The organism is Bdellovibrionales bacterium, from assembly GCA_016716765.1.
Taxonomy (GTDB): domain Bacteria; phylum Bdellovibrionota; class Bdellovibrionia; order Bdellovibrionales; family UBA1609; genus JADJVA01.
The window spans coordinates 55,947-78,474 of the sequence record JADJVA010000006.1; the positions used below are offsets into that span (position 1 = coordinate 55,947).

A 22,528-nucleotide genomic window follows, 5' to 3' on the forward strand; every position below is an offset into this window, starting at 1 on the left:
TTTCCGAATACAATTTATGGGTTTCGATTTTTTTTCATTGATGACAGGCTTGATTGTCCTATTTTTTCCGCTTCACGCGCAGGCGGGGGCGGGTGGGGCCGGAGCCGGTGTAGCTGCGGGAAGTGAGCTTTCTCAGATCTGTCATGAAAATGGAGGGGTTTGGAAAAGTACAAGCCATGGGCAAAGGGGTTGCATCTGTCCAAATGGCCAGTATTTGACGAATGTGTATTTCGATGTTTGTGGTTCCGTCTCTAGAACTTCGCGAAAGAAGGTCCTGACAGCCCCTTCTGGCGGACCAAAGTCGGAGTGGGCAGAGAAGGGAGCTGCATGGGGCTTAAGCAGCAGGAAAAGGTCTTTGAGTAGTCCCAAGGAAGTTGTCATGGAATTCGTTACAGACGTTAATCGGGGAGATATTGATTCAGCGATGGGTCTGGTTAACGACTATGAAGTCCACCCCAGCCGGGAGGTCGCGGGAATAGATGAGCTTTTAAGGAGGTTTCGCAAACTTGACTATCGTGAGTGGGATTTTTTGATTCATAGATTCTACAGTGCGATCGCAGAACCCAACGAAAAATTCTCAGGCTGCCTTTACTTGGAGGAGTCAATCACAACGATTGTGAATGGCCTCGACACCAGTCGAGGTCTTGGAAAAATGCATATCTATTGTGTTGATTACTCCGCAAAAAAGCGAGGGCGTCATCCTATCTCGGAGGCAAAAAAGCTGTGTTTGTCCTACCGTCCAAAAAAACCCGATTTTGTTTGTAAAATTGGATTTTTCAAAATGACTTAGGTTTGAATCTTGTATCTTAAACATCTGAAGAGGGATGTCGCCCTTTAGAAGGCCATTAGAAACTCCGACAAAGAGTTGTGCAAATGTATGTGTGTGTGTCACCAAAGACGGGTTGGAGTGTTACTAATTGAAGCAGTCTGACGGAAAAGCTACGAAGCTAACGAGCATTGACCAAGAGGGAGCATCAGTTCCTCATATGGTGGACTATCTCTTTGATTTAGCGATTCGCGCAGGAGCGAGTGATATCCATATGGGGTACAACAATGTGCCTGGAGATAAGCAGAGGTACCTGCTTCGATTAAGAGTCGCCGGCCAGTTGAGAATGGTGAAAAGTCAATTTATCAATATTCACTACAATGAAGTGGTTGCTCGGATCAAGATTCTGGCTGGCCTCAATATTACCAATATTGGCTTGCCTCAGGATGGGCAGATCGTTCTGGAGAGACCAAATCAAGAAAATGTCACTTTGCGATTGGGTATCATTCCTGGTCCTGAGGCGGAGGAAATCTGTATTCGAATTCAACGCAATGAGAAGTTTATCACAATGGACCAATTGCTGATGACCGAAACGATGTACACATCGGTCCAAGATATGATTCGTCGGCAGAACGGAATGATCGTGTTAAATGGTCCAGCTGGATCGGGAAAAACGACAACAATTCTCTCATTTCTTCACGAGTTAGCTGGTCCGGAAAGAAAAATTATCACCGCGGAAGACCCTATTGAAAGACGCCTGCCTTATGTCAACCATATTCAAGTGACCGAGCGAGCGGGGTTTGCTGAACTGAGTCGCAGCTATATGAGACAGGACGCCGATGTCATTTTTCTAGATGAGATTCGTGATGCTGAGTCAGCCATCACAGCTGTTCAATTGGCCCAAACGGGTCATTTGATACTCACTTCTCTTCACACGCGAGATTCCATTGGTGTTATTTCACGGATGCAAGCATTTGATGTCAGTTCGAATTTTGTCGCAGATACGCTGGTCGGATCCTTAGCTCAGCGCCTCGTTCTTGGCTTGTGCCACTACTGCAAAGAAGAGTATGAACCGGAATCGCGAATTCTCGATAACATTTCTGAAATTCTAAAGCCGCCGGAAGACGTGCGGTTTTATAAAGAGGGACCGGGCTGTGAAAAGTGTATTGTTGTTATCAATGGCGAAGTGACGATGAAGGGCACGACGGGACTAGTACCTATTTTCGAGCTACTTCTTGTAAATAATGAGATTCAGGAGGCCATCAACCGAAATAGACCGCGAATGGAAATTCGCGAAATCGCGGGGAAGTATGGAATGGCCTCTTTGGGTGAAGAGGCACTTCTTCGCGTTTATCAGGGGTATATTGATCTTTCCTCCGTTTACGGTACCGTGTTTTCTCCGCGCGATTGATAAGGGTGCCTGGCTGAACCCCTGAGACTTGCTTCAGCCAGCTCCCTTGGAGTTTGGAACAACAATCAAGTGGGCCAGTTCATAAACCCAGAGCTAGACCTAGGTGTAGGTCGTCGGCCTGACTGAAAGCAAATCCGTCCCAAGAACAATTAAGGGGGTATTATCAATGGATGTCACCGCAGGTCCGTTGGAGATGTTTTGTGAGTGGTCGAATTGTCTTGGGTCTTTTTCTACTTCACTTACTTGCGGCCTCCTTTGCTCATGCGGAGAGATGGGTTTTGGTGAATCCTTCTGTTCAAAGGATTCAAGATCAGAAGGTAATTGTTCATCACCAGCTTAGAATTGGTTCCACTCTATTTGTGATAATTGAACGGGATCATGTCGGCCCTTTGGTTTTTTATCCCTCCTCGTTGGTTCGACAATTTGGAGCTGAGAGCGCTCAACCGGATTTTCCAATTGGGTTGGGCGGGCGTTCGAAATTTACTTCAAAAGTTATTTTTTCTGGGATGCCATCGGATGTGGCAGGAAAGGCTTGGCATTTGCAAAGGTTATCTTACGCTAGATTGCCCGCTGAGAAAGCGGGCAAAGGCATCACGGTCGCTGTGATTGATACGGGAGTTGATTACAGGCATCGCCAGCTATCGACGCAAATCTGGGTCAACGAAGCTGAGATACCTTTAAATCGCATCGATGACGATCACAATGGCTTTGTCGACGACGTTTATGGTTATGATTTTGTTAATGGTGATCCTGATCCAATGGATTCTCATTCACACGGGACCCATGTTGCGGGTCTTATCGCAGCTCTTCCTTTTGGGGTCGGGGCAGGAATTGCTCCTGAAGCAAAAATCATGGCAGTGCGAGTGCTCGATAATAATTTGTCTTCAACTTTTTTATCTGATGCTGCTCAAGGGATAATTTACGCTATCGAAAATGGAGCTCAGGTTTTGTCGAGTTCGTGGCGGGTCTATAAGAGCTGGGACGGATATGAGCCTTCAGAGGAAAATTTACTTATCTTGCGCAAAGCCATCGAGTATGCAGAAACGCGCGGGGTGATCTATGTGACTGCAGCGGGAAATGAGGCTCTGAATCTGGAAGACGGGGAGAATAAAATATACCCGGCTGGCTTTTCGGGTCTGAAGAACATGGTTGTCGTGACTTCCTCTGACCGGAATGACCATCTCTCTCTCTTTTCCAACTATGGAACCAAGACTGTTGACGTGGTTGCGCCTGGAAGCAATGTGTTGTCAACTGTTCCGAGCGACCGGTGGCGGCAGATGAGTGGAACATCCATGGCAGCTCCTCTCGTTGCGGGCATTCTGGCACGAGGTTTGAGTGGTGGATGTGACCCCTTTCGACTGATCGATCGACTTTATTCGACCGCCCAATTGCGGGATTCCTTCTCAGATAGGGTCAGGTCAGGATTTATCAACCCACTCGATTTATTGAATGACTAAGAGACAAGACCCTGAGGCCGAAATTCAGCTACTTCCTAAAAATCTTATGACCCATAAAAACATCCATAAAATCTTCGGAACTCTTAATTGTCAGTCCAGAAAAATCGACATTAGCCACTTTTAGATCGCGCAATTTAACTCCAGAGATTCGGGTGCCAAGAAAACGACAATTGCGAAATCGCGAGTTTGAAAAATCGACGTCCTCCCAAACAGAATCGGCCATGTTTACAGAATAAAACTGTGCAGACCCGATTCTCACCCTGTTCCATTCAACGTCTCTCAATGAAAAATCACTCATGCGAGTGTTTTCGATAATAGAAGCATCGCGAACATAGAATCTTTCAATACGGCTTCCCTCTACTCGGGAGGTGAGAATAAAACTGCCATCAAGGAGACAAATCTGATTGAGATGACTTCCGTTAAAGGTGACTTCTTGGAGAGAGCTCTGTCCTTTGAGCTCAAGGTCGTTGAGAGTGCTACTGTTAAGTGAATTTTCAATCATGCGCGAATGACGGAGAGACACGCCCAAAATTTGGGAGGCCTTCAGGCGGTTTCCAACAAAGCGGCTATGCTGAAGGTCCAGTCCCATCAAACAAGACACGCGCGCGTCGTTATTTTCGAATTGACTGTCATGAATGAGAGGAGGCTCAAACTGTGACATGGTAATGGCGTTGCCATTTTCATCTTTAAAACCAAACCGCAATTTTTGAATTTCAATTTCCTTGAGAATGCTTGCAATCACGCGATCTTTAAAATCTCTGACCTGGTGAGAAAACTGAATCATGCTGAGATTTCCTTTGTTGCTCCTTTCTCTCTCGGACTTTAAACAGAGGCAAGAAAAACCATTCCAAATGTAAAAAGTGTGAGCCTGCTACTGACTGATGAGCTCAATGGTACAAAAAGATCTTTGTCCACTGCCGGTATCGCTGTCTATTACGCGAGAAGTCGGGCCATCATGCGATACCTCAAACCAAGCAAACTGTCCGGCCGTCATTCTCACTGTGGTGCTCCCATCTAAAACCGGGAAGTAGGCGACTGTGCCAGCGCCACCCCAGCGAGAGGCAATCATCGTGCGTTTAACTCCATTGTTCCACAGGAATTCAAGATAAGCTCCCTCTGAATTTAGCAAGCTGGAAAGAAATTCGATCTTTGCCGAAATGCGATAGTAGCCTGTGACAGGTGCGGTAAAGTGCCAGGTGGCTCCTGTAGTAACAAAGCTTCCCGTGTCATAATCCGAAGTATTAAAATTAACACGAGGAGCTGATGCTGTGGGAATGGTTTGGTCGTTTGTTAGCATGTAGCGGGCTCCGGTAAATGCTGTTTTCGTATCAACGTAATTTTTAGTGGCGGCGTCTTGGGCTGCCGTTGGATTGGCCACGTTGATGACTTTATTGGATCCGGCGTCGATATCACTTGTAAGAACACGTAATTTTTTGACCTCAACAGTGCCGTCCGAATCAAAGATTCTCATCTGAATGCCGTTTTGAGTTTGGACGTAGTAGTTGTTTGAATCATTGATGTAGATTCGATTGCTGGTCCCGCTGCCGGCACTGCGAAAATTGAGGCCGGAGGTGGTATTTGTGGAATGCATGATGAAAGCATCAATGTTGCTTGAATAGATTTTAAGTGGAGAGGAGGCGTCGGGAGCTCCTCCGACACCAAGTTTGCCACTGACGGTCAAATTATCGGTAAAACGGCCTGAGCCGACGACATCCAGGGGCAAGCCAGGAGAAGAGGTGCCAATTCCGACGCTTCCTGACATTCGCGAAACATTTCCTGACGAGAATTCCCACAAATCATTGCTAGGAATCCACTGTGTGCCATTGTATTTCAAAACTTGATTTGTCGTCGGAGCAGTGGAGGACACCGTCTGACCCTGCAGCTTTGCAACCACAGGACTTGGATAGGTTCCTGACAAGTCACCTGTAGCAGATCCGGAAGGGGAAGTGGTGTCGTAGTCAGCCACGCAGGACCAGGAATAGACGGGTCCTAAACTCATCTGAAGCTTTTGGGCGGCACCACAATTGGGAATCGATGAGTTTTGCAACCATTGAGAGCTGGAGCTCCCAAAATCTGCTTGAACAGAAGTTCCGTTAAAATGAAGCCCGGTGCCTAGGTTGAGTCCCACGGTGGTCGTGTTTGCTAAGACTGAACTTGAGAGGGGAAGATTGAACACAAAACTTTTCGTACTTAAGGTCTCGGCAGCACTGCCGCTCCACACTCTGACTGCACTCAGATCCGAGTTATACCAGGTCGCTCCTTGGTTGGAGGTGTTGAGAGACCCGATAAGTGTTGTTTCTTGGGTGCTATTCATAGTTCCAAGCTGGAGCTTCCCTTGTGGACTGATCTTAATGGAAGGAGTGTTAATGATCGAGGCTGCTCCGAGATCGAGCTGGCCCGAGGCGTTCATCTTCAAGACCTGGTTTGGACCCGTTCCCAGGTCGACGTTGATGGTGCCTGAAGTCGTGATTGTGTTGGCGACTAAACCTACTCCGGCCGTGATTGATGTGACCGTGCCTCCTGCGGGGATCGAATAGGCTTCCCACCTACTGTTGCTCGTGCTCCAGCGAATGGACTGCCCGTCTGTCGGCGCTGGAGCAGAAAAGTTCTGACCTCCCAATTTGCTATCGCTGTAACTTTTATTTACGGCTTCATCAGCAGAAATTGGTGTTGCTAACTGTGAGAGACGCTGATTGTTCATGGTCATCGTACCGGTGGGATTCCAATTAGAACCGTCGCTCTTGGCGTAGAGTGCCGAGGTTCCGTCAGCGAGGTCGTTAAGGGCCGTTGCACGGCTTGAAAGACCTTCAAGTTTGGCCTGGGACACTGAGCCCAGCACCTGAATGAGTTCGCTGGGAGAGATTCCCTGAATTGTTTGAGCAACAAAGGCCGAGGGGACAGAAGAAAGGACGTAGTCAGGTGAGAGTTGCTGTTCGCCACTGACACCGTCATTGACATAAACGCGAAGCTGCCTGGCAGCTCCCGAGGCGGGAGTGTATCCTGAAACGCAAGGTGATGCGGCAGGAATGCTCGTTGAAACCATGTTACTAAAAATCGTGCTCATTGCGTTGCCAGGGTCAGAACCACTGCGCTTTGGATCGCCGAGAGACGATCCAATTTTCAGTGAAAATCGCCCGACGTTTTCTGGATCCGAATTCGATAAATCTATGTTTACTTGAGTTTCTTCATAAAGCATGCAGGAAGATGATGGATCCCATATTTGAAATCGAAAAGATGTAGAATTGCTATTGTTGGGGAATCCGGCGGGAGTAAAAAGCCGACCATCTAAAGTGAATGTCAATTCAACATCACCTGCCTGTGCCTTCGGTTCGATATAAGACGAAACCAATATCAGGACTAACGAAGACAGAATGATAGAAAATCGACTGTCTGTTTTCACCGAACCATTCCCCCCCAGAAACGTACAATTGATGGGATCAACCACAGCCTCGCCAGCGATCACGCCCGCGAGTGCCTACACAGCTTATCGGCTAGACTTTGGTAGAGTTTAAGCGGCCACTCCAGATTTCATAAGTGTGTGTCAAAATCTTCGAGCTATGGGTCTTAATGAGATTTTGCAAAAACCGCCCCAGATTAAACTGGTGTGTCACCGCACAGTGGCGCCTTCGACTCGATAGTTGGGGCTGGTTGATGACTGGGTGTTTCCAAAGTTGATACCAGCATCAAGCTTGTAATTACTCGAAGAAGCGGAGCCTGAACCGGAGGAAATGTTTCCCAAAGGTGGTTTGCCTGAATCTGCGGGTCTGTAGAAGACATTGACAGTGCTGGAGCCACTGGGGCCAATCTTTGTGGAAGAGCGAAGGCTGATCTGAAAAGTTATTGGCTGGGTCAATTGGCCCCAAAATCCGAGCTGAGATAGGCCTTTGAGGGAGAGAGAAAAGGAGCGGCTTGATTTTTCACAATTTATTGAAGGAGGTACCAGCGAAAACTCAGAAGCTCCCGCCCATTGGCTCAGATCTTTAAATTGCACCTCGATGTCCTTCACTCGTTGGTCACACTCGCCTGCCAAGGAAATGGTCTGAGTGGGCGAAGTCAAGGTGATCGTTGTTGTCGACTTTCCTGAAAAAGTGGGAATGGGTATTTTATTTGATCCCAATTCTGAAAATTCAGGAACCCCACCCTCGCATCCGAGGAGAGGCAGAACGAAAAATCCAAAATAGAGACAAGGTCTTATAAGTTTCACTTAATGCACATCGGCAGAAATGGGGAAATTTTTAAGCCTGTCGCTTTTTGATTTCTTGGCGCGTATGTTGAAGTGTTTGATTTGGCTTGAATTGAGCTGAGTTAAGTTCAATTGGTTCGTCGTGACTCGACTCATCTTGAATCGATTTATTTTTCTCAAGAATTTGAAGTCCTTGAAGCCTGAAGTAAAAAGGGAGCAGGCGTTCAATGAATGGCAAATGCAGGTGTCCACTCAGAATTTCCTTTTTCGAAATCCATCCTGCTGTTTCGAACTCCTTTGGCGCTATACGGATTCTCCTTCTTAAAAAAATACTAAGAAATGTGGTCGATAGAAGTGACACAAGAGAGGAGCCAATTCCGAGAGAAGGCCGTCGAAAAACGAGACTGTATCCCTTCTCCAAGGCGATCAGATGAGACTTTAATTCTTTCATCGAGAAACTCTTCGCTATTCCTGGAAAGGCAATCACTTCATAACGCGCACGTTTGACTCCATAGCGCAGGCAAGAGGAGATAGAATCAAAAGGATGGGAAGAAGTAGCAGGAGACGTGACAAAAAAAGCTTTCACATAGGAATAATTTTGTGCAAGCCCGCTCATGATCATTTTTGAGTGATCAGTTGATCCATAGTCAACATATACGATTTCAAATGGAATTTCTAAATTTTCCAGTTCACGGGTGATTTCGGCAAAATTTGCTAAAAGAAGACTTTCGCCATTTTTGACTGGAATAATTAAAGAAATAGCAGGGAGTCGAGACTCAAAACCAGGCTTTGGAGAATTCAAAGGTTCAAGCATTTGGTTTAAATTCTATGAGAGGTTTCCTTCGAAGGCATGAGGATGTCCCAAAGACCAAAGATAACATGAGGCGGGATCGCAACCAATCGGACAAATTGAAATCAAGACCATGCGAAAGAGAGGTTGCTTGGCCGCCAAGGACTTTCGTCTCACGAATTTTGCCATGCGCAAAGCAGAAGACAATTGAGTCGAGTCAGTATTTTCGTCGAGAAGTGCAAATGGGGTTGTGTTCAGTGAGAAAAATTTGTCATAATGAAGAGTGTTATGAATACAATGACTGGATTGGATATTGTTTTTTCCTAGCAATTGAGTGCTGCATCCACGGATGGGAGGATGTGTGGCCAACAAAGTCTATGTGGGAAATCTGTCATATGATTTAACTGATGATGCCTTGCGATCTATCTTTGCAGGTTGTGGAGAGATTCTCGAGTTAAAAATTGTTAAAGATTTTTATACTGGGAAAGCTCGGGGCTTTGGTTTCGTGACATTTGGAAAACCTGAGGCTGTTGAAAAGGCTGTCGCCCTTGATGGAACAATGATTGGGGGGCGTAGTCTCCGGGTCAGTGTCGCTCAGGATCGCGGCCGAAGTAGTTCTTTTTTTCATGGCCGCGGAATGTCCGTTTGAATTGAGAATATTTTTCTGCCCATAGTTTGACTGTTGCGGATGGAAATCTATAATCTACAATTACAGAAAACTTATCTCAACAGTTGAGTCTGAAAGACTAAAGGTATATTCTCTGCCACCCAAACTGTGAATTATTGGACAGACGTTGTTCTCTCTCTTTTTTTAAAAAGTAAGAGGCGGGAGAGCGAGAAAGGCAAACCATGAGCAAAAAGAACACTGCGAAAATGAAAGCTTCAAAAAGATCTGCTGGAAAACCATCTGCTGGAAAAAGAAAGAGTGAGGGAGGAACCCTGAAAAGCAAGAAGCATCTAAAAAGTAAGAAGTCTTCTATTTCTTCCAAGACTTCTTCAAAGATTTCTTCCAAGCCCAAGAGTTCAGATTTTTCTCGTCAGATTGTTTGGGCCGTTGATCCTTTTAAGGCAAGCGGGCCGAGTTGGTCAAAGTTGACATCCATTGTGAAGGCCCTTTCTCTGGAGGGAAAGACCACGATTCAACCAGTTTACGTATTGAGTCCAAGCAATTTTAATTTCACGGGAGAGTTTTCGGGTCCTTGGATGGCCGTGTTTGAGCCAAAAGTAAGAGAGGCCTTCACCAGAGTCCTTTCCGGTCTCGGTATTTCGTCCTTGCTTGAACCTGAAATTATAACGAATAAAGAGACTTCAATGGCTTCCAATGTGAGCAAGCTTTTGAAATTCGTCGAAAAGAGTCAAGCAGAAGTTTTGGTCATGAACAGCCACGCGCGGACAGGATTGGCGCGACTTTTCTTGGGTTCTTTTGCAGAGACAGCTCTCATGACAACAAAAGTGCCACTTATTTTGGTTAATCCCGAGACCAAGTCGGTGACTCAGTTCAAAAAGGTGCTCTTTCCCACTGATTTTTCGGCGTCTAATAAGAAGGCTTTTAAGAAAACTTTGGTGTTTTGCAAAAAATACGGCGCACAACTGATCATTTATCATAAACTCCCGGATCCCATTGAACCAATGGTTCAAACAGGAGTTTACATGGCTGGAGGAGGTTGGGTTTCTGTCCAACAATATATCGATTTAGAGTCGGACGCGAGGGAAAAAGAAAGTCAAGTCTTGGTGGCTGAAGCCGCAAAGATGGGAGTGGATGCTAAATTTTTTATTGAAGAAAAACCTGGTTTTATCACCGATTCAATCAATCAATATGTTTCTCAAAATAGTGTTGATTTGGTTGCGGTAGGGTCAAAATCAGGGCCAATTTCCTCTGTCCTGGTGGGTAGCATTGGCAGACAAATGGTTCGAGAAGCCAGCTGCCCGGTTTGGGTTGTTCACGTTTAAGAAGAGTGGTTTTGATTATGTCTAGGAAGCTTCGTATTCAATTTTTAGGTGGTGCAGGGACTGTCACTGGAAGTCGGACTTTGGTTCATTATGATAAGTTTCGAATTCTCGTGGACTGCGGACTTTATCAGGGGCCCAAAGAGATTCGGCAACTCAATTGGGACGTTTTTCCTGGGGCAAAAAATCTTGATGCAGTTGTTTTGACTCATGCTCACATTGACCATTCTGGATACTTACCCAAGCTGGTCAAAGAGGGTTTTACGGGTCCTGTCTATTCCACGCGTTCAACAAAAGACTTGTGCGAAATCATGCTATTGGACGCGGCTCATCTCCAAGAAGAAGATGCCAGATACGCCAATCGAAGCCGTCATTCGAAACATGATCCGGCCCTTCCTCTTTATACTACCGATGATGCGGTCAGAGTGCTGAGGCACTTTCAACCTCTGAGTTTTGACGATTGGCATGAAATGGTTCCTGGGTTGAGTCTGCGTTTTTTGCGAGCTGGTCATATTTTGGGTTCGTCCATTATTCAGTTTGCTTACGAAGGAGATCATGGTTCGCGCCTGATTAGCTTTTCTGGAGATCTTGGCAATGGGCGTTCTCATATCATTAAACCTCCCGTCGCTCTGACTGAAACAGATTACTTGGTGCTCGAGTCGACCTATGGAGATCGAGTTCAGCCGAGAGAGGATCATATTGATTTGCTTGGCAAAATAATCAAGCGGGTGTTGGGGCGAGGCGGGACTTTGGTCGTTCCAGCTTTTACGGTTGGCAGAACCCAGGAGTTGCTTTACATCATTCGTGAATTGGAGAGTCAAAAGCTCATACCAAAAACACCAGTTTACGTCGATAGCCCCATGGCACTTGATGCGACTCAGGTGTACATGAATCATCCGGAAGAACTGCGGCTTGCATTTATCGATGGGCAATTGCAAACACCTCTTTGTACAACCTCCTACGAAGCCGTGAGATCTGCGGATGATTCCATGTTATTGTGCATGGACACTTCTCCAAAAGTTGTTATTTCGGCGGCTGGCATGCTTACGGGGGGCAGAATCCTTCATCATCTCAAAGCAAAACTGCCAGATCCGAAGAGTGCCGTTCTGTTTGTCGGGTACCAAGCTGAAGGAACAAAAGGCTTACTGCTGAAACAAGGTTTGACAAGTGTTCGGATTCACCACCAGTTGGTGACCGTCGAAGCTGAAATCATATCGGTAGATAGTTTTTCTGCCCATGCAGATTCCGATGATATTATGGATTGGCTCAAGAATCTTAAATGTCCTCCACGAGGTGTGTTTTTGAATCATGGAGAACCAAATGCCTTGCGATCACTCCGGTATCGAATCATTCATGAGTTGGGCTGGAAAGTTGTGATTCCTCAGTTGAATGACGAGTTTCTGATCAATGGTCAGAAGAAAAATCTTGATGTGGAGAGGCAATGAAAATAGTTCTCACGGGAGGTCCTTCAGGCGGAAAGACCACGATGGCTTTGTCTATTACAAAATCATTTTCTCGTCGAGTGACAATGATTCCCGAAGCAGCCAGTATTTTGTTTAGCGGTGGATTTTCGAGGCGTAGTTTTCCCGAAGCGATTAAACTTCAGCAAAAGGCTATTTATGCAGTTCAGATTGCGCATGAAGGAATTTTCGAAATAGAAAATGTGAAGCAAAACTTATTGATCTGCGATCGTGGCACCTTGGATGGGTTGGCTTATTGGCCAGAGATGCGGGAAGATGGTTTTTTTAAGGCCGTTGAATCGACAATGGAACAAGAGTTGAAGCGTTATGACTGGGTTATTCACTTGGATACAGCTGGGGCTGAGTCCTATGACAAGGATAACGTGGTTCGCATCGAAAATCACAAAGAGGCCGACTTAATTAATCAGAAGATAAAAAAGTGCTGGGCTGGGCATCCCCGCCGTTTTATTATCCCGAGCACCGAATCGTTCTTTAAGAAGGTATCGGCTGTGATTTCCATTGTAGAATGTATTCTCTCCAATGAAGATTATGATTCAATCTGTAAAAGTCTGCCGATTGACGTTCGTAATGGTGTTTTTAAAAGCTAGGTTCACGGGGCAGCTGGCTAAAAAAAACTCACTGTGTCTTCAATTCCTTTTTGCGAAGCCAGGCCATAATTGGCCAGTGATCGCTGACTCCTGTCGGAGAGGTCTCTGAAAAGCGAGCAGGTGTGAGCCAGCGGCTGACTTGGTATTTGTTTTGATTTGGAATATAAATGGATTTAGGATCGACGTACCATTTGGCTGAGCCCGCTGGTGACATTTCCTTGTGAAAAAGAAGGGCATCCAAAAATGACCATGATTTAGCCGGAGTAAAATAGTTTGTTCCGCGGCAGTCCTGACATCCAATAAGATGAGAGATTTGCCACTGAGGAGCCAGTCGAAGTCGAAATTGCCCGACCTTCTTCTCCTCCTCTGATGAAATATTAAAATCACCGCCTGCCACAGTCATTCGATCGGTAGGCAATTTGCTTTTCAGTCGAATCAGGTGGTCGATGGCTTGTTCTCTCCAATAAATGGGATTGTGGGGCGAAGGAAAGTGGACTCCGAAGACGGTAAGTGTTTCGGTATCAGGTAGGATGAGATTGACTTGCAAGATTCCCCGGCTTCGGGCCATCCATGTCTGATCTTCTAGATTGTTTGCTTTAAATGGTATCAGATGAAGTTTTGCCGGCTCCGAAGGATTTTCTGGAAGGCGAGATAAGAGTCCAATATCGATTCCGCGCTTGTCGGGGCCCTCGATCAGGATCAGCGTTTGATAGTTGGATTTTTTCAAGTATTGATCGCGCAGGATTTGAAGGACTCGAATATTTTCGACCTCCTCGAGAAGAAGAATGTCAGGTCCAAGGCCTCCGTTGACCTGCAAAATTACCTGTGCCAAACGCTCGAGCTTTCTCTGAAGGACTGGCTCTGACCAGTCCATGTTCAAACAAGTGTCCATATGACGTGAGTTTGACTCTTTGCAATTGTTTCGATGCTCGGCTGACTGCTTTTTTGAGCGGGGAAGATAGTCAAAATCTTCGCGATCTGCATCGTGCTCAGTATCGAAGAGGTTTTCTACATTGTAGGCCATCAAACTGAGGACGCTCTCGTGTTGAGAATCCTGTGACTGGTGATGCACTGTCGTGCAACTCACGATGAATTGCAAAATGAGCATTAATGTCAATCTTGATTTGAGTTTTGGAACTATCGTCGTTTTCAAGTCTCTCACTTTTTGCTCCGGCGCGGCTGCGTTGAATTCTCGAAGTCCATTAAGCCTTATGCCAGACTCAGTTTCAATCAATTTGCCTTGCAAGCTAAATCTATCCATGGGAGAAATCGATGCGCGGGCATTTTGATTGCGATAAGGGCCACTAGAACCATTTCTCGGGGGATTAATCTTGAAATATTGGGGTCGAAGAGGTCGATATTTCCTCTTTGTTCTTGCGATACACGGTTTTCTTGGAATTGTTCATAGTCAAGAGCCGGCGAGTTCTTCCAAATCGCGATTAACGGTGGAAGAGGTTCCAGAGCCAATTCAGGATTTAGCGCTGCCACCTCAGCGACGGGCTCTCATTCCTTTCACCGAGCAAGATACGATGAGTCGAAAAAAATCCCCGTTTTCTTACAGTTATTTTAACTGGGCGACTGTCAACTCGAGAGATTACCGGAATGGGGATGGACAGTTTTCATTTTATAATTTTATTGGTGTGGACTATCGGCTCAATTACGAGAGCAAGATTTCTTTCCGGCCGGTATTTTTTCTATCTAGCGCTGGAAAAAATTTTTTTGGTGAGGATGTTGGTTCTGAAGTTGCAATAGGTGATCCCTATCTGCAGTACTCTCATTATGGCATCGCCTTGTTTCCTGGCGATATTGGTCTGTTTGGTGCATTCAGATTGTACCTCCCTCTCAGTGAAGCTTCAAAGGTGAACAAGCAGTTGACCCGTGCCGAAGCACGATTTGTTTTTACAACTCCAGTTGGGAGAGGGATTGAGCTGTCTTACCACATGCATCAGGGATATTACTTTTACGCTCGTCGCGGGACAACCAATCATTTTGGCTTTGCAAAGGGAAATAAGCAGGCTGAGCTTGAGCATTTTTTAGAATTGAGTGAAATACTGACGACTGAATTGGGCTTCAGCCAGCGAGTGGGAATGACTCACCAGTGGATTTATGATGTTCCCTCGTTGGATTTGGCGGCCAAACGGGATGAGTTTCTGAATCTGAGTTTCATGGTGAGCTACAGTCTGAGTTCAATCAATTTTCTCGCGGGTATCATCAATGATATAAAATTGAGAGAATTTAAGACTCCCTCAGCAAAGCTTCGGCAGAAACCATTGGCTTTATTTCGGGAGGAGGAACTTCAGTATTCACTGATGACCTATGTGAGGTTTTAATTGTGAAAAAATATTCTTTGGTCATATTGCTTGCCTTTATTTTTTTTGGATATTCTCTTCGCCTTTTTGCTGCGGACGAAGCCGAAATCATCTTGAGCTTGGGCAAAGGTCAGGTGAAGATTCAAATTTATGGTCTAGAGATTTCCGCTGATTTAAAAGAAGCTTTGGAAAGAGAATTGGAGCAGGATCGACAGCTGTCCGACCGTGTGATCTCCTCGGCTGTCACTGAAGTCAAACTGCAGGGAGATGTATTGGAATCCATAAAGGATAAATTGAAATCCGGCGAGCCCGAACAGTCTATTGAGGAGATAACAAATCTTGTGCATCTTCAGTTGAATGGGGGCAGTCCTGTTGTCCCTGGAGCAGGGGAAGATGCGGGACAAGAAAATCGGCGAGTCGTTGTTGGAGGCAAGTTTGAGCTAGCTCAAGGAGAATCCTTAGAAGAATTGGTTATACTTGGTGGGCAGGCCGAAATCAGGGGGAAAGTGGCGCGCCTCACCGTGAAGGGTGGGCAGGTGCGGATTCATTCTTCAGCTGAGATAACTGAAGAGCTTGATAATCTTGGTGGAGACCTTCAGATTCATCCAGGAGCAAAGGTGCACCATGGGCCCTCTCAGGTATTTAGTCCCTTTCATCGTTCTTTTGATTTGTTCTTAAACTCTGCGAATGAGTTCAATCTTTTTGACTTGGTTGGTAGCTCAGTTTTTTTATGGGGATTTCGATTTTTCAAAATATTTTTTCTTTTGTGTGTTGGTCTTTTGGTTGTCCGGCTAGCCCCCGATCTTTTCCTCGAGGTTCAGCGGAACATTCGGGAAGATTTTTTTGGAGCTGGATTGGCCGGTTTTTTGTACTTAGTGGCCTATCTTCCGGTCGCTCTTTTTTTGGTTGTGACTGTTTTTGGCATTTCGCTATTGCCAGTCCAATTTTTATTGACGGGCTACCTCTCCGTCATGGGCTGTGTTGCTGCAATGCAGGTGATCGTCAATAAGCTAGGATTTTTCAGGGAACGACACGAGCTGATCATTGTGAGTCTTGGTATTCTTATTTTTGAAATCTTTGGATGGATTCCCTATATTGGGGCCTTGGCCCATGTTGGTATCACTGTGCTGGGGATCGGCGCGAGCTTTTTGGTTCTGTGGGACCGAGTTCGAAGGAGGAAGGTGGTTTGATGAGGGGTCATTATTTTGACTGATCAATTAGAAAATGACGTTTTTTTGGCCGATTGGCATTCGAATGACTGCTGTGGTCTGGGAGCAGAATGAGGATTGAAGAAAATCTACAAAGAACTCCGCCATCCGGACAACGAGTCGGTCGAGTTCAGACAGGTCTAGTCCAGTTTCTTTTAAGAAAAGTCAATTCGATTTAGTGGACGAAATGGTCCATTGTTCTGGTCGTTACGCCACATTTTGGACATTCAGCATTTTCCACCAAGCTCTGAGCATCCGGCTTGAACAGAACATGGATAGTGAGGTCTGTCTCGCACAGGGGGCATTGATTTTGTATCTCAATGAACAATCGATGGCGCTCAGGGCATTGACTGTTAATTCTTGTCTGATCTAAATTCATGTTGTTATCTCCAATGGAATTGATTGGTTTCATATGCAAGAATGGCTCACCAACAAAAGTCGAGTCCTTAGGTTTGAAAGTTTGAATATCAATGCATTTTTTAGAAAATTGTCCCCAGTGTGGAAGTTCCAGTTTGGATCAAGACAATCCCTTCGGGAAGATTGAGTGCCAGAATTGTTCTTGGATCGCAGATGCGAGGGAATTCTCCAGGAAGCCTCATAGGAATTGGTCCAAAACTGTTCAAAGGTGTCTATTTGGTCTGTTTTTGGGCTTCACCCTGTTCTTTGGTGTTCAACTCGTCCTGTGGCAGAAATTCAGCATTGAGGCTTCTTGGTTGATTCTGAAGCGTGCAATGGGCCAGGCCACAATTGAGGACTGGCTCAGCATGGGGGCTATTTGTAACTCTCTTGAGAAATTTGATTGTTCGGTCGATGCCTTTTCTGAAGTCGTGCAGCGCCAACCACGTCAACGCGCAGCTCTAGCAAATCTGGCTATCGCCCACTGTCAACTTGGAAGGTGGAATGAATCTAGAAAGTATTTTGAAGCTTATTTTTCGCTGGGGGGAGAAGCTTATGACGCCATGTTTTGGTATGCCCGCTCCCTTATTCATTTGGGAGAAAGGGAAAGAGGAATAGAGTGGTACTACAAAACTTTGACAAAGAACCCGGATTATCTTGAAGCCCTCACGGAGCTTGTGGATCAGTTGGTGAGCATGGAGAGGACCGAAGAAGCTCTTGCTCTCATCGGACATCATGAAGATGGGCACCCAGAAAAGGATGTTTTTTGGGGACAGAAAGTAATGAGCATAAATTCCTTTTTGCAGAGTCAAGAAAGCAGAAAGGATCGTACTTCGGCTGTGGAATTTCTAGCTCCCTCATTGAACGGAGATCAATATTACCTCCCTTTGTGGCTGGCGGAAAAAGAGCTTGTTAAGTTTGTGCTCGTCGATGAATCTCAGCCTGATTTGATCCTCCCGCGGTCAACGATTGATGCACAACTGATTCGTGAGGTTTTGACGAAGCGCAAGCTTCGTGATTTTAGTGAAATTGAGCGGTTGGAAATTCCTCGCTTGAGGATCGGTCCATGGTGGATGAATAATGTCGCGGTATCGCTTTGTGATGAATGTGAAATGAGAGTGGGCCGGCAGATGTTGGATTATCTTAAAATGAAAGAATGGGTAAAATTCGGAGTTGAGTTTTTATCTTTCTCTAATGATGAGAGTGAATCTAAGGGCAAGTAGCCCGGCGGGCAAATGATTTAAAATTGGAGAAAAATTTGCGCAATAATTTGGACAATAAAAAAGGGGAGATTGCCATGAAGGTGGTTGTTTTTGGGTTTGTATTTGTTTCTTTTTTATCTCTGGTATTTGTCAGAACGGGATACGCAGCCGAGCTTGAAGGTGTAAAAATGGAAGATAGCCTCAGCTTAGCTGAAAAAAAATTAAGTCTCAATGGGCTGGCCCTTCGTAAGGTTTCTAAATTTGGAATTCCTATTAAAGTTTATGTGGCAGGATTGTATCTAGAGGAAAAGAGCGAGGATGGCGACGAAGTCATTTCAGGCGATAAGAGCAAATTTCTTGAAATGGAATTTGTTCGCAATGTTGAGAAGGAACAAATCACAGAAGCTTGGTCTGAAGCCGTTTTTAAGGGTTGTATTGTTGACTGTGATGCCTACAAAGGGCCTTTAAAAGAGTTCAATAGCCTGATGGGTGAAATGAGAAAAGGGCAGCGCATGTCTTTAACTTTTTATCCGGACCGCCTGGAGGTTGATCAAAAGGGTCGAAATCCAAAAAAGGGTTCGATAGCAAGCAAATCATTTGCCAAAAATCTCTTGGCAATCTTTATCGGTCCTAAGATGTTTAGCCAAGAGGTCAAAAATTCGCTTCTTGGGAAAAAGTAGTTCGAGCTGGTTTATCTTTGCGATGAGAGAGCTTTTTTAATTCTCTAGGACCTGCAGGCGAAGTGGGGTTCTTTTCATTGCTTCAGAAATTAATGAGAGCGCAGATTTATCGTAGACTTTAAAAAAGTCTTCGTTGAATTCGGCCAATTCAAAATCGAGTCCTTGGGAGTCAAATTCTGCAGAAAAAGTCACGAATCGTCCATCTTCTGAAACATCAATCTGAACATTTTTTCTTGAGTTCCCGCTCTTTACGCTGACCGATTGAGGACTCAAGTGTTCGCGTAACTGAACATTTGTCGAACGATAGGGTAACTCTAGCGTACAAGAATAGCTGAGTGAATTTTCTTCTCTCACAAGGACCTTGCCGCAGATCTTGTAATCAGTTGGAGTGAATCGAAAGCGTTTTAATTTCAAGTCAAGTGGGGTGTAAAGATTTTCTCCCTCCTGGGCAGAAAAAAAGGCCTTTTTCTTGAGGTTCGTGGTCTTTACTTTTACCGCGTAACTCATCAATGGAGCTAAAAGAGCAAAGCTCAAAATTACGAATCCAAGCAGTTTCCTCATGGCACTCTCCTCAAAGTATGGCTGAACGATGACATCTAGAGCAAGGTCTATGCCGGTGCTTTAGAGGCTCTGAAGATAATAAGGCGAGAGAGGAGCTCTATCTGCGGACATTAAGGGTCTTTGGGGTGACTATTTCCGGCAAAAATATCGACCGCTTCTTCTTCGAAGACCCTCCACTTGCCACCACAGCAATTGCTGACTGGCATCCACATTGCTGTCTCAGACCCCTTTCGGCGAAAAGGTGATTTATTTAATTTGTTCCCGAATTGAATTCAGGACGAAGTTTCCGCGCTTCCTCTCAAAATCTAGGGTGACTGGAGTTGCAATCACGTAGCCCAGCCAATCGGTTTTGGCCGCAGTCCGATACGGATTGCTCAGCGCTTCGATTTCTTCTCGACGCTCATGAAGGGAACGGACGACAAGATTTATCGCCTCAGACACTTCAATTGGGTGCCGAACTTGTTGAGCGAGATGAAACACACAGGTCGAATTTGAGCTTCCTGCCTTCGCGAAAGAAGCCCCCAGGACGACAGAGGTAAACTTGAAAACGAGGAGTACCCGAAGCCAGAAGAATTTGTGCTCGAAGCAAGGCATTATCGTTTCATAAACGTCAACAGCACTAATAGCAATGAGAACCAACACTGCTATTGATCATAGTTTGACTGCCTCCCGGCGAACCGCTGGCACCATTGCTTTCAGAGCCTGTTCCGAATATCCCCCCTGTTACATCAGGAGTTCCGAAGCTGCCAGTACCCGAGCAGGCAAGTCCAAAGACATGTCCGCCACCGCCACCGCCACCACCACGAGCGGTCCCGGCTCCTGTGGCATTTCCTCCGGGCCCACCAGGGGCATAAAGACTCAAGCTCGTCGCGAGGTCTTTTGTGCGGATGACGATCGTGCCGCCGCCGCCGCCGCCGCCAGAGTCATCGTTCGAGACAACCGTATTGCCTCCATTCGAACCGTCGGCTCGAACAATCGATAGGCCGGTTCCGCTTGTGCGAAGGATTCGTTTTGCGTTGATAAGGACAGCTCCGCCGCCGGCTCCGCCCTGAGAGCTGGCCGCATTACCTGAACCGCCGCCACCACCAAAGAACACTCGAAAGCTTGGGTCACAGCCTCCTCCACAAAAGAGAGAGTCCAGACCTTGTCCGCCTTGACCCCCAAAGCTAGTGCCAGAGGCACTGCCCCCGTTTCCTCCCGGTGCTGCCCCGGCTCCGCCGCCGCCACCATACAAAGTCATAGCTCCCCCGGCATTGCCCACGTAGCTATTTGTATTGCTTTGGTTACCCAAATAGCCAATTCCAGTTTCGGAACTGGCGGTGTAAGTCCCACCTTGGAAGCCATTGCCAGAAGACGTGATAACAAAATTATTATTACCGATATAGGAGAGTTCGTTTAAAACTCGAAAGGCAATCAGCCCTCCGCCAGCGACGGAAGTCGTCAGTCCCGCTGCATTCATCATAACAACCGAGCTAGTAGAATTGAGTGTCAGGTTATAAAAATTTGGCACGCGCTGAACAAAAATTCTGCAAACATCTGTTCCGTTTGTAACGCCAACGGACTGAAGGGCGGTGGAGGATAAGCCCGAGCCATTTAGCACAAGAGGGGCCCTCAAAGTGATAGAAGCGGGAGAGGAAGTTGCCGACGCCACTCGATTGAATCCGTAATTGCCCGGCCCAAGTTCGGGTCCGCATCCATTGGTTCCGGTATCTACGAGCACCATCCAAATGATTTCATCCCCAACTTCAAATTCTGGATTTGGAGTATTGATGGGCGAGGCGCCTAAACCTAGCGTGCGTCCATCAGCAGACACTGAGTGGACTTGTCTTTTGGCCATTAAAACTTTACCGCCGAGAACTGTTGTATCAGCGTCGGGGCTTGAAATACTGGATGTGATCGTGCGGCTGCCATCATCTCCAGTTCCAAATTCCTGAGCACCTGTACCTATATCGTGTACCTGCGCTGCAGTCCCTGGAATGAATTTTTCACCCTGATCGAATGGGCATATAAAAGCGATATGATTGTAGACGCTCGCCTGGGGTAGATCCCGCATCAGAAAGGACTCGGCAAGTGGGCCACTAAGCCTAGCTGTTTCTGTAAAACCAAGAGCAGGAAGTTGGGAGCAATCGAAGCGGTCTCCTCCAACATGAAAATTGGAGCTAACTGGATCGAAGCGTTTGAATATTTTAACGCCAGCAATAGCTCCGGGACCAACAAAAACGCCAGGTAAAAACTTCCAGGAAATTTGTGAGGCGCTGATGTGAGACTGATAAAAACTTGTGGCCTGAGTCGGTCCAAGATTGCTTTTTGCGTGTTGGAATGCGCGTTCAAAACCAAACAATGCGCTTGTCCAATCTCCCTGAAGCTCATAATGCAAAAGAGAGAGTTTGTTGACATAATCGATTCCAGATGTGCAGGCCGTCAGGTTCTTGTTGACTCCCCCGCCCAGGCGAGAGAAATGGCCTAAATTGGCTGTGCTTCCAAACCACTGGAGAGGTGTGCTGCCATCCCCAGTCAGCCAGGCCTTTTCCAAAGCAAGGCCGTCGGTCGCATCATAGCAGACGGCTTGAGTTGTGGCTCCCGGACCCGCAAACCCCAAAAATATTGTGCCAGCAGGGAAGAGTTCGTAAGGAGCCGAACCGTCATGATTTTTATCTCCATAAAAGATCGGAAACCGAGCGCGAATCATGCGATTGCTCGCCTGGAAGTCCGGATGGCTAAAATTGAGTCCAGAAAAAAGGATCTCTCCCGTCTCTCGAAGCCTATAGTCCACCGGAGTGGTTTGAAATAAATGTACCTTCATCCATCCACCGAGAACAAAAGAGCTATCCACAACCATCGGAGGTCTGTCCGATGGCGGTTTATATACTAGATCGAGCCATCCAGTAGGGCCTGTGCCGTCAGCTCGCAAATACCGAATTCCACCCTCCGCACTTTCTTCAGATGAAAAAATTGAATTTACGCTGATCTCAACAGCGTTGTCTCCGTTGACAATATTGATCCCTTTGTCGCCATAAGAGAAGGCAGTCTTTCCCGATAAGTCTTCTGACACAATTAGCACTTGAACGAGACGGCTCGGACCTGGATCAACGGGAAGTGCAAAAATAGCGGGAGGATATTCAGTCTGCCCATCTGGGAGACAATGACAAGATTCCCAGCCTCCCGTAATTAACCTCGGACCACCGTGAACGTTGATAGCCACTTTGACTATTTTTCCACCTGCATTTTTAGAACTTGGCTCCTGGCTATAAAGATCAGCCATCGAGAGACTGATCTTGGTGCTTCTTCCATTGTCGCGTGTGCAGCCCCAAGTGACCGATAATATGAATAGACCAATAACCAATGCTTTGGGACGAACAAAATTTGAGTTTTCCATGCCTAGATTATCGGTAGGCTTGGATTTCTTCCACAGAGGGCCACTCTGACTTAATTTGAGAATCAAATGATGACAGGGACTTGCTCTTCTTGATTTGAGACTTATGAATAAAAAATCAATTTAGATTTTAGATTAATCCTACCAAAACACCAGCCTTCTCAAGAAGACTGGGTA

Annotated in this window: 19 protein-coding genes; 11 read left to right on the plus strand and 8 right to left on the minus strand. The window is 46.2% G+C overall.

Going from position 1 to position 22,528, the window contains the following annotated elements; translation table 11 throughout:
- Nucleotides 1-16 precede the first annotated feature (16 nt).
- The 3 genes from IPL83_04290 to IPL83_04300 all read left to right on the plus strand — a co-directional run bounded on the left by IPL83_04290 (nt 17) and on the right by IPL83_04300 (nt 3,634).
- Nucleotides 17-790 carry a hypothetical protein gene (locus tag IPL83_04290; GenBank protein ID MBK9038373.1) on the plus strand — a complete coding sequence of 258 codons (774 nt, stop codon included), beginning with the start codon at nt 17-19 and terminating at the stop codon, nt 788-790.
- A gap of 127 nt (nt 791-917) precedes the next feature.
- Complete coding sequence (gene tadA, locus IPL83_04295; GenBank protein MBK9038374.1) at nt 918-2,177, plus strand: Flp pilus assembly complex ATPase component TadA; 1,260 nt, start codon at nt 918-920, stop codon at nt 2,175-2,177.
- Between the two features lie 200 nt (nt 2,178-2,377).
- The gene (locus IPL83_04300; protein ID MBK9038375.1) at nt 2,378-3,634 is read left to right on the plus strand and encodes a S8 family serine peptidase; all 1,257 of its coding nucleotides are present in this window, start codon (nt 2,378-2,380) and stop codon (nt 3,632-3,634) included.
- Nucleotides 3,635-3,662: 28 nt separating this feature from the next.
- Here the strand turns inward: IPL83_04300 and IPL83_04305 are convergent, their stop codons facing one another.
- From IPL83_04305 to IPL83_04320, 4 genes are all read right to left on the minus strand, one after another.
- On the minus strand, nt 3,663-4,418 hold the full coding sequence (locus IPL83_04305) for a pentapeptide repeat-containing protein (GenBank protein MBK9038376.1): 756 nt from the start codon (nt 4,416-4,418) through the stop codon (nt 3,663-3,665).
- 87 nt (nt 4,419-4,505) lie between these two features.
- Nucleotides 4,506-7,034 carry a hypothetical protein gene (locus IPL83_04310; GenBank protein ID MBK9038377.1) on the minus strand — a complete coding sequence of 843 codons (2,529 nt, stop codon included), beginning with the start codon at nt 7,032-7,034 and terminating at the stop codon, nt 4,506-4,508.
- Between the two features lie 207 nt (nt 7,035-7,241).
- On the minus strand, nt 7,242-7,838 hold the full coding sequence (locus IPL83_04315; GenBank protein ID MBK9038378.1) for a hypothetical protein: 597 nt from the start codon (nt 7,836-7,838) through the stop codon (nt 7,242-7,244).
- A 31-nt stretch (nt 7,839-7,869) separates the two neighbouring features.
- Nucleotides 7,870-8,631 carry a hypothetical protein gene (locus IPL83_04320; protein MBK9038379.1) on the minus strand — a complete coding sequence of 254 codons (762 nt, stop codon included), beginning with the start codon at nt 8,629-8,631 and terminating at the stop codon, nt 7,870-7,872.
- 337 nt (nt 8,632-8,968) lie between these two features.
- Between IPL83_04320 and IPL83_04325 the strand changes: the two genes are divergently transcribed.
- From IPL83_04325 to IPL83_04340, 4 genes are all read left to right on the plus strand, one after another.
- Nucleotides 8,969-9,256, plus strand: coding sequence for an RNA-binding protein (locus IPL83_04325; protein MBK9038380.1), 288 nt, complete (start codon nt 8,969-8,971; stop codon nt 9,254-9,256).
- Between the two features lie 200 nt (nt 9,257-9,456).
- On the plus strand, nt 9,457-10,557 hold the full coding sequence (locus IPL83_04330; GenBank protein ID MBK9038381.1) for a universal stress protein: 1,101 nt from the start codon (nt 9,457-9,459) through the stop codon (nt 10,555-10,557).
- Between the two features lie 17 nt (nt 10,558-10,574).
- Nucleotides 10,575-11,999, plus strand: a complete 1,425-nt coding sequence (locus IPL83_04335; GenBank protein MBK9038382.1) for an MBL fold metallo-hydrolase — start codon at nt 10,575-10,577, stop codon at nt 11,997-11,999.
- A complete protein-coding gene (locus IPL83_04340; GenBank protein MBK9038383.1) occupies nt 11,996-12,622 on the plus strand; it encodes an ATP-binding protein in 627 nt (208 codons plus the stop codon). Before IPL83_04335 ends, IPL83_04340 begins: the two co-directional genes overlap by 4 nt.
- Nucleotides 12,623-12,650: 28 nt before the next feature.
- On the opposite strand, the gene IPL83_04345 is transcribed toward IPL83_04340, so the two are convergent.
- Complete coding sequence (locus tag IPL83_04345) at nt 12,651-13,883, minus strand: endonuclease/exonuclease/phosphatase family protein (protein MBK9038384.1); 1,233 nt, start codon at nt 13,881-13,883, stop codon at nt 12,651-12,653.
- A 70-nt stretch (nt 13,884-13,953) separates the two neighbouring features.
- Here IPL83_04345 and IPL83_04350 point away from each other — a divergent pair, with 70 nt between their 5' ends.
- The 4 genes from IPL83_04350 (at nt 13,954) to IPL83_04365 (ending at nt 18,417) form a co-directional block, all read left to right on the plus strand.
- Nucleotides 13,954-14,952, plus strand: coding sequence for a hypothetical protein (locus tag IPL83_04350; GenBank protein ID MBK9038385.1), 999 nt, complete (start codon nt 13,954-13,956; stop codon nt 14,950-14,952).
- A 2-nt stretch (nt 14,953-14,954) separates the two neighbouring features.
- Nucleotides 14,955-16,121: a hypothetical protein gene (locus tag IPL83_04355; protein MBK9038386.1), complete on the plus strand. Its 1,167-nt coding sequence runs from the start codon at nt 14,955-14,957 to the stop codon at nt 16,119-16,121.
- A gap of 731 nt (nt 16,122-16,852) precedes the next feature.
- Nucleotides 16,853-17,758, plus strand: a complete 906-nt coding sequence (locus IPL83_04360; protein ID MBK9038387.1) for a tetratricopeptide repeat protein — start codon at nt 16,853-16,855, stop codon at nt 17,756-17,758.
- A 74-nt stretch (nt 17,759-17,832) separates the two neighbouring features.
- Complete coding sequence (locus tag IPL83_04365) at nt 17,833-18,417, plus strand: chalcone isomerase family protein (GenBank protein ID MBK9038388.1); 585 nt, start codon at nt 17,833-17,835, stop codon at nt 18,415-18,417.
- A gap of 36 nt (nt 18,418-18,453) precedes the next feature.
- Here the strand turns inward: IPL83_04365 and IPL83_04370 are convergent, their stop codons facing one another.
- From IPL83_04370 to IPL83_04380, 3 genes are all read right to left on the minus strand, one after another.
- Nucleotides 18,454-18,978, minus strand: a complete 525-nt coding sequence (locus tag IPL83_04370) for a hypothetical protein (GenBank protein ID MBK9038389.1) — start codon at nt 18,976-18,978, stop codon at nt 18,454-18,456.
- A 246-nt stretch (nt 18,979-19,224) separates the two neighbouring features.
- Nucleotides 19,225-19,572 carry a hypothetical protein gene (locus IPL83_04375; protein ID MBK9038390.1) on the minus strand — a complete coding sequence of 116 codons (348 nt, stop codon included), beginning with the start codon at nt 19,570-19,572 and terminating at the stop codon, nt 19,225-19,227.
- 25 nt (nt 19,573-19,597) lie between these two features.
- Nucleotides 19,598-22,354 carry a hypothetical protein gene (locus IPL83_04380; GenBank protein ID MBK9038391.1) on the minus strand — a complete coding sequence of 919 codons (2,757 nt, stop codon included), beginning with the start codon at nt 22,352-22,354 and terminating at the stop codon, nt 19,598-19,600.
- Nucleotides 22,355-22,528: the final 174 nt, after the last annotated feature.

Bases quoted from the DNA above. Each gene is read 5' to 3' on its own strand.
- IPL83_04290 (MBK9038373.1), top strand. From the start codon at position 17: ATGGGTTTCGATTTTTTTTCATTGATGACAGGCTTGATTGTCCTATTT.
- IPL83_04305 (MBK9038376.1), bottom strand. From the start codon at position 4,418: ATGATTCAGTTTTCTCACCAGGTCAGAGATTTTAAAGATCGCGTGATT.
- IPL83_04320 (MBK9038379.1), bottom strand. From the start codon at position 8,631: ATGCTTGAACCTTTGAATTCTCCAAAGCCTGGTTTTGAGTCTCGACTC.
- IPL83_04330 (MBK9038381.1), top strand. From the start codon at position 9,457: ATGAGCAAAAAGAACACTGCGAAAATGAAAGCTTCAAAAAGATCTGCT.
- IPL83_04335 (MBK9038382.1), top strand. From the start codon at position 10,575: ATGTCTAGGAAGCTTCGTATTCAATTTTTAGGTGGTGCAGGGACTGTC.
- IPL83_04340 (MBK9038383.1), top strand. From the start codon at position 11,996: ATGAAAATAGTTCTCACGGGAGGTCCTTCAGGCGGAAAGACCACGATG.
- IPL83_04345 (MBK9038384.1), bottom strand. From the start codon at position 13,883: ATGGATAGATTTAGCTTGCAAGGCAAATTGATTGAAACTGAGTCTGGC.
- IPL83_04365 (MBK9038388.1), top strand. From the start codon at position 17,833: ATGAAGGTGGTTGTTTTTGGGTTTGTATTTGTTTCTTTTTTATCTCTG.
- IPL83_04370 (MBK9038389.1), bottom strand. From the start codon at position 18,978: ATGAGGAAACTGCTTGGATTCGTAATTTTGAGCTTTGCTCTTTTAGCT.
- IPL83_04375 (MBK9038390.1), bottom strand. From the start codon at position 19,572: ATGCCTTGCTTCGAGCACAAATTCTTCTGGCTTCGGGTACTCCTCGTT.
- IPL83_04380 (MBK9038391.1), bottom strand. From the start codon at position 22,354: ATGGAAAACTCAAATTTTGTTCGTCCCAAAGCATTGGTTATTGGTCTA.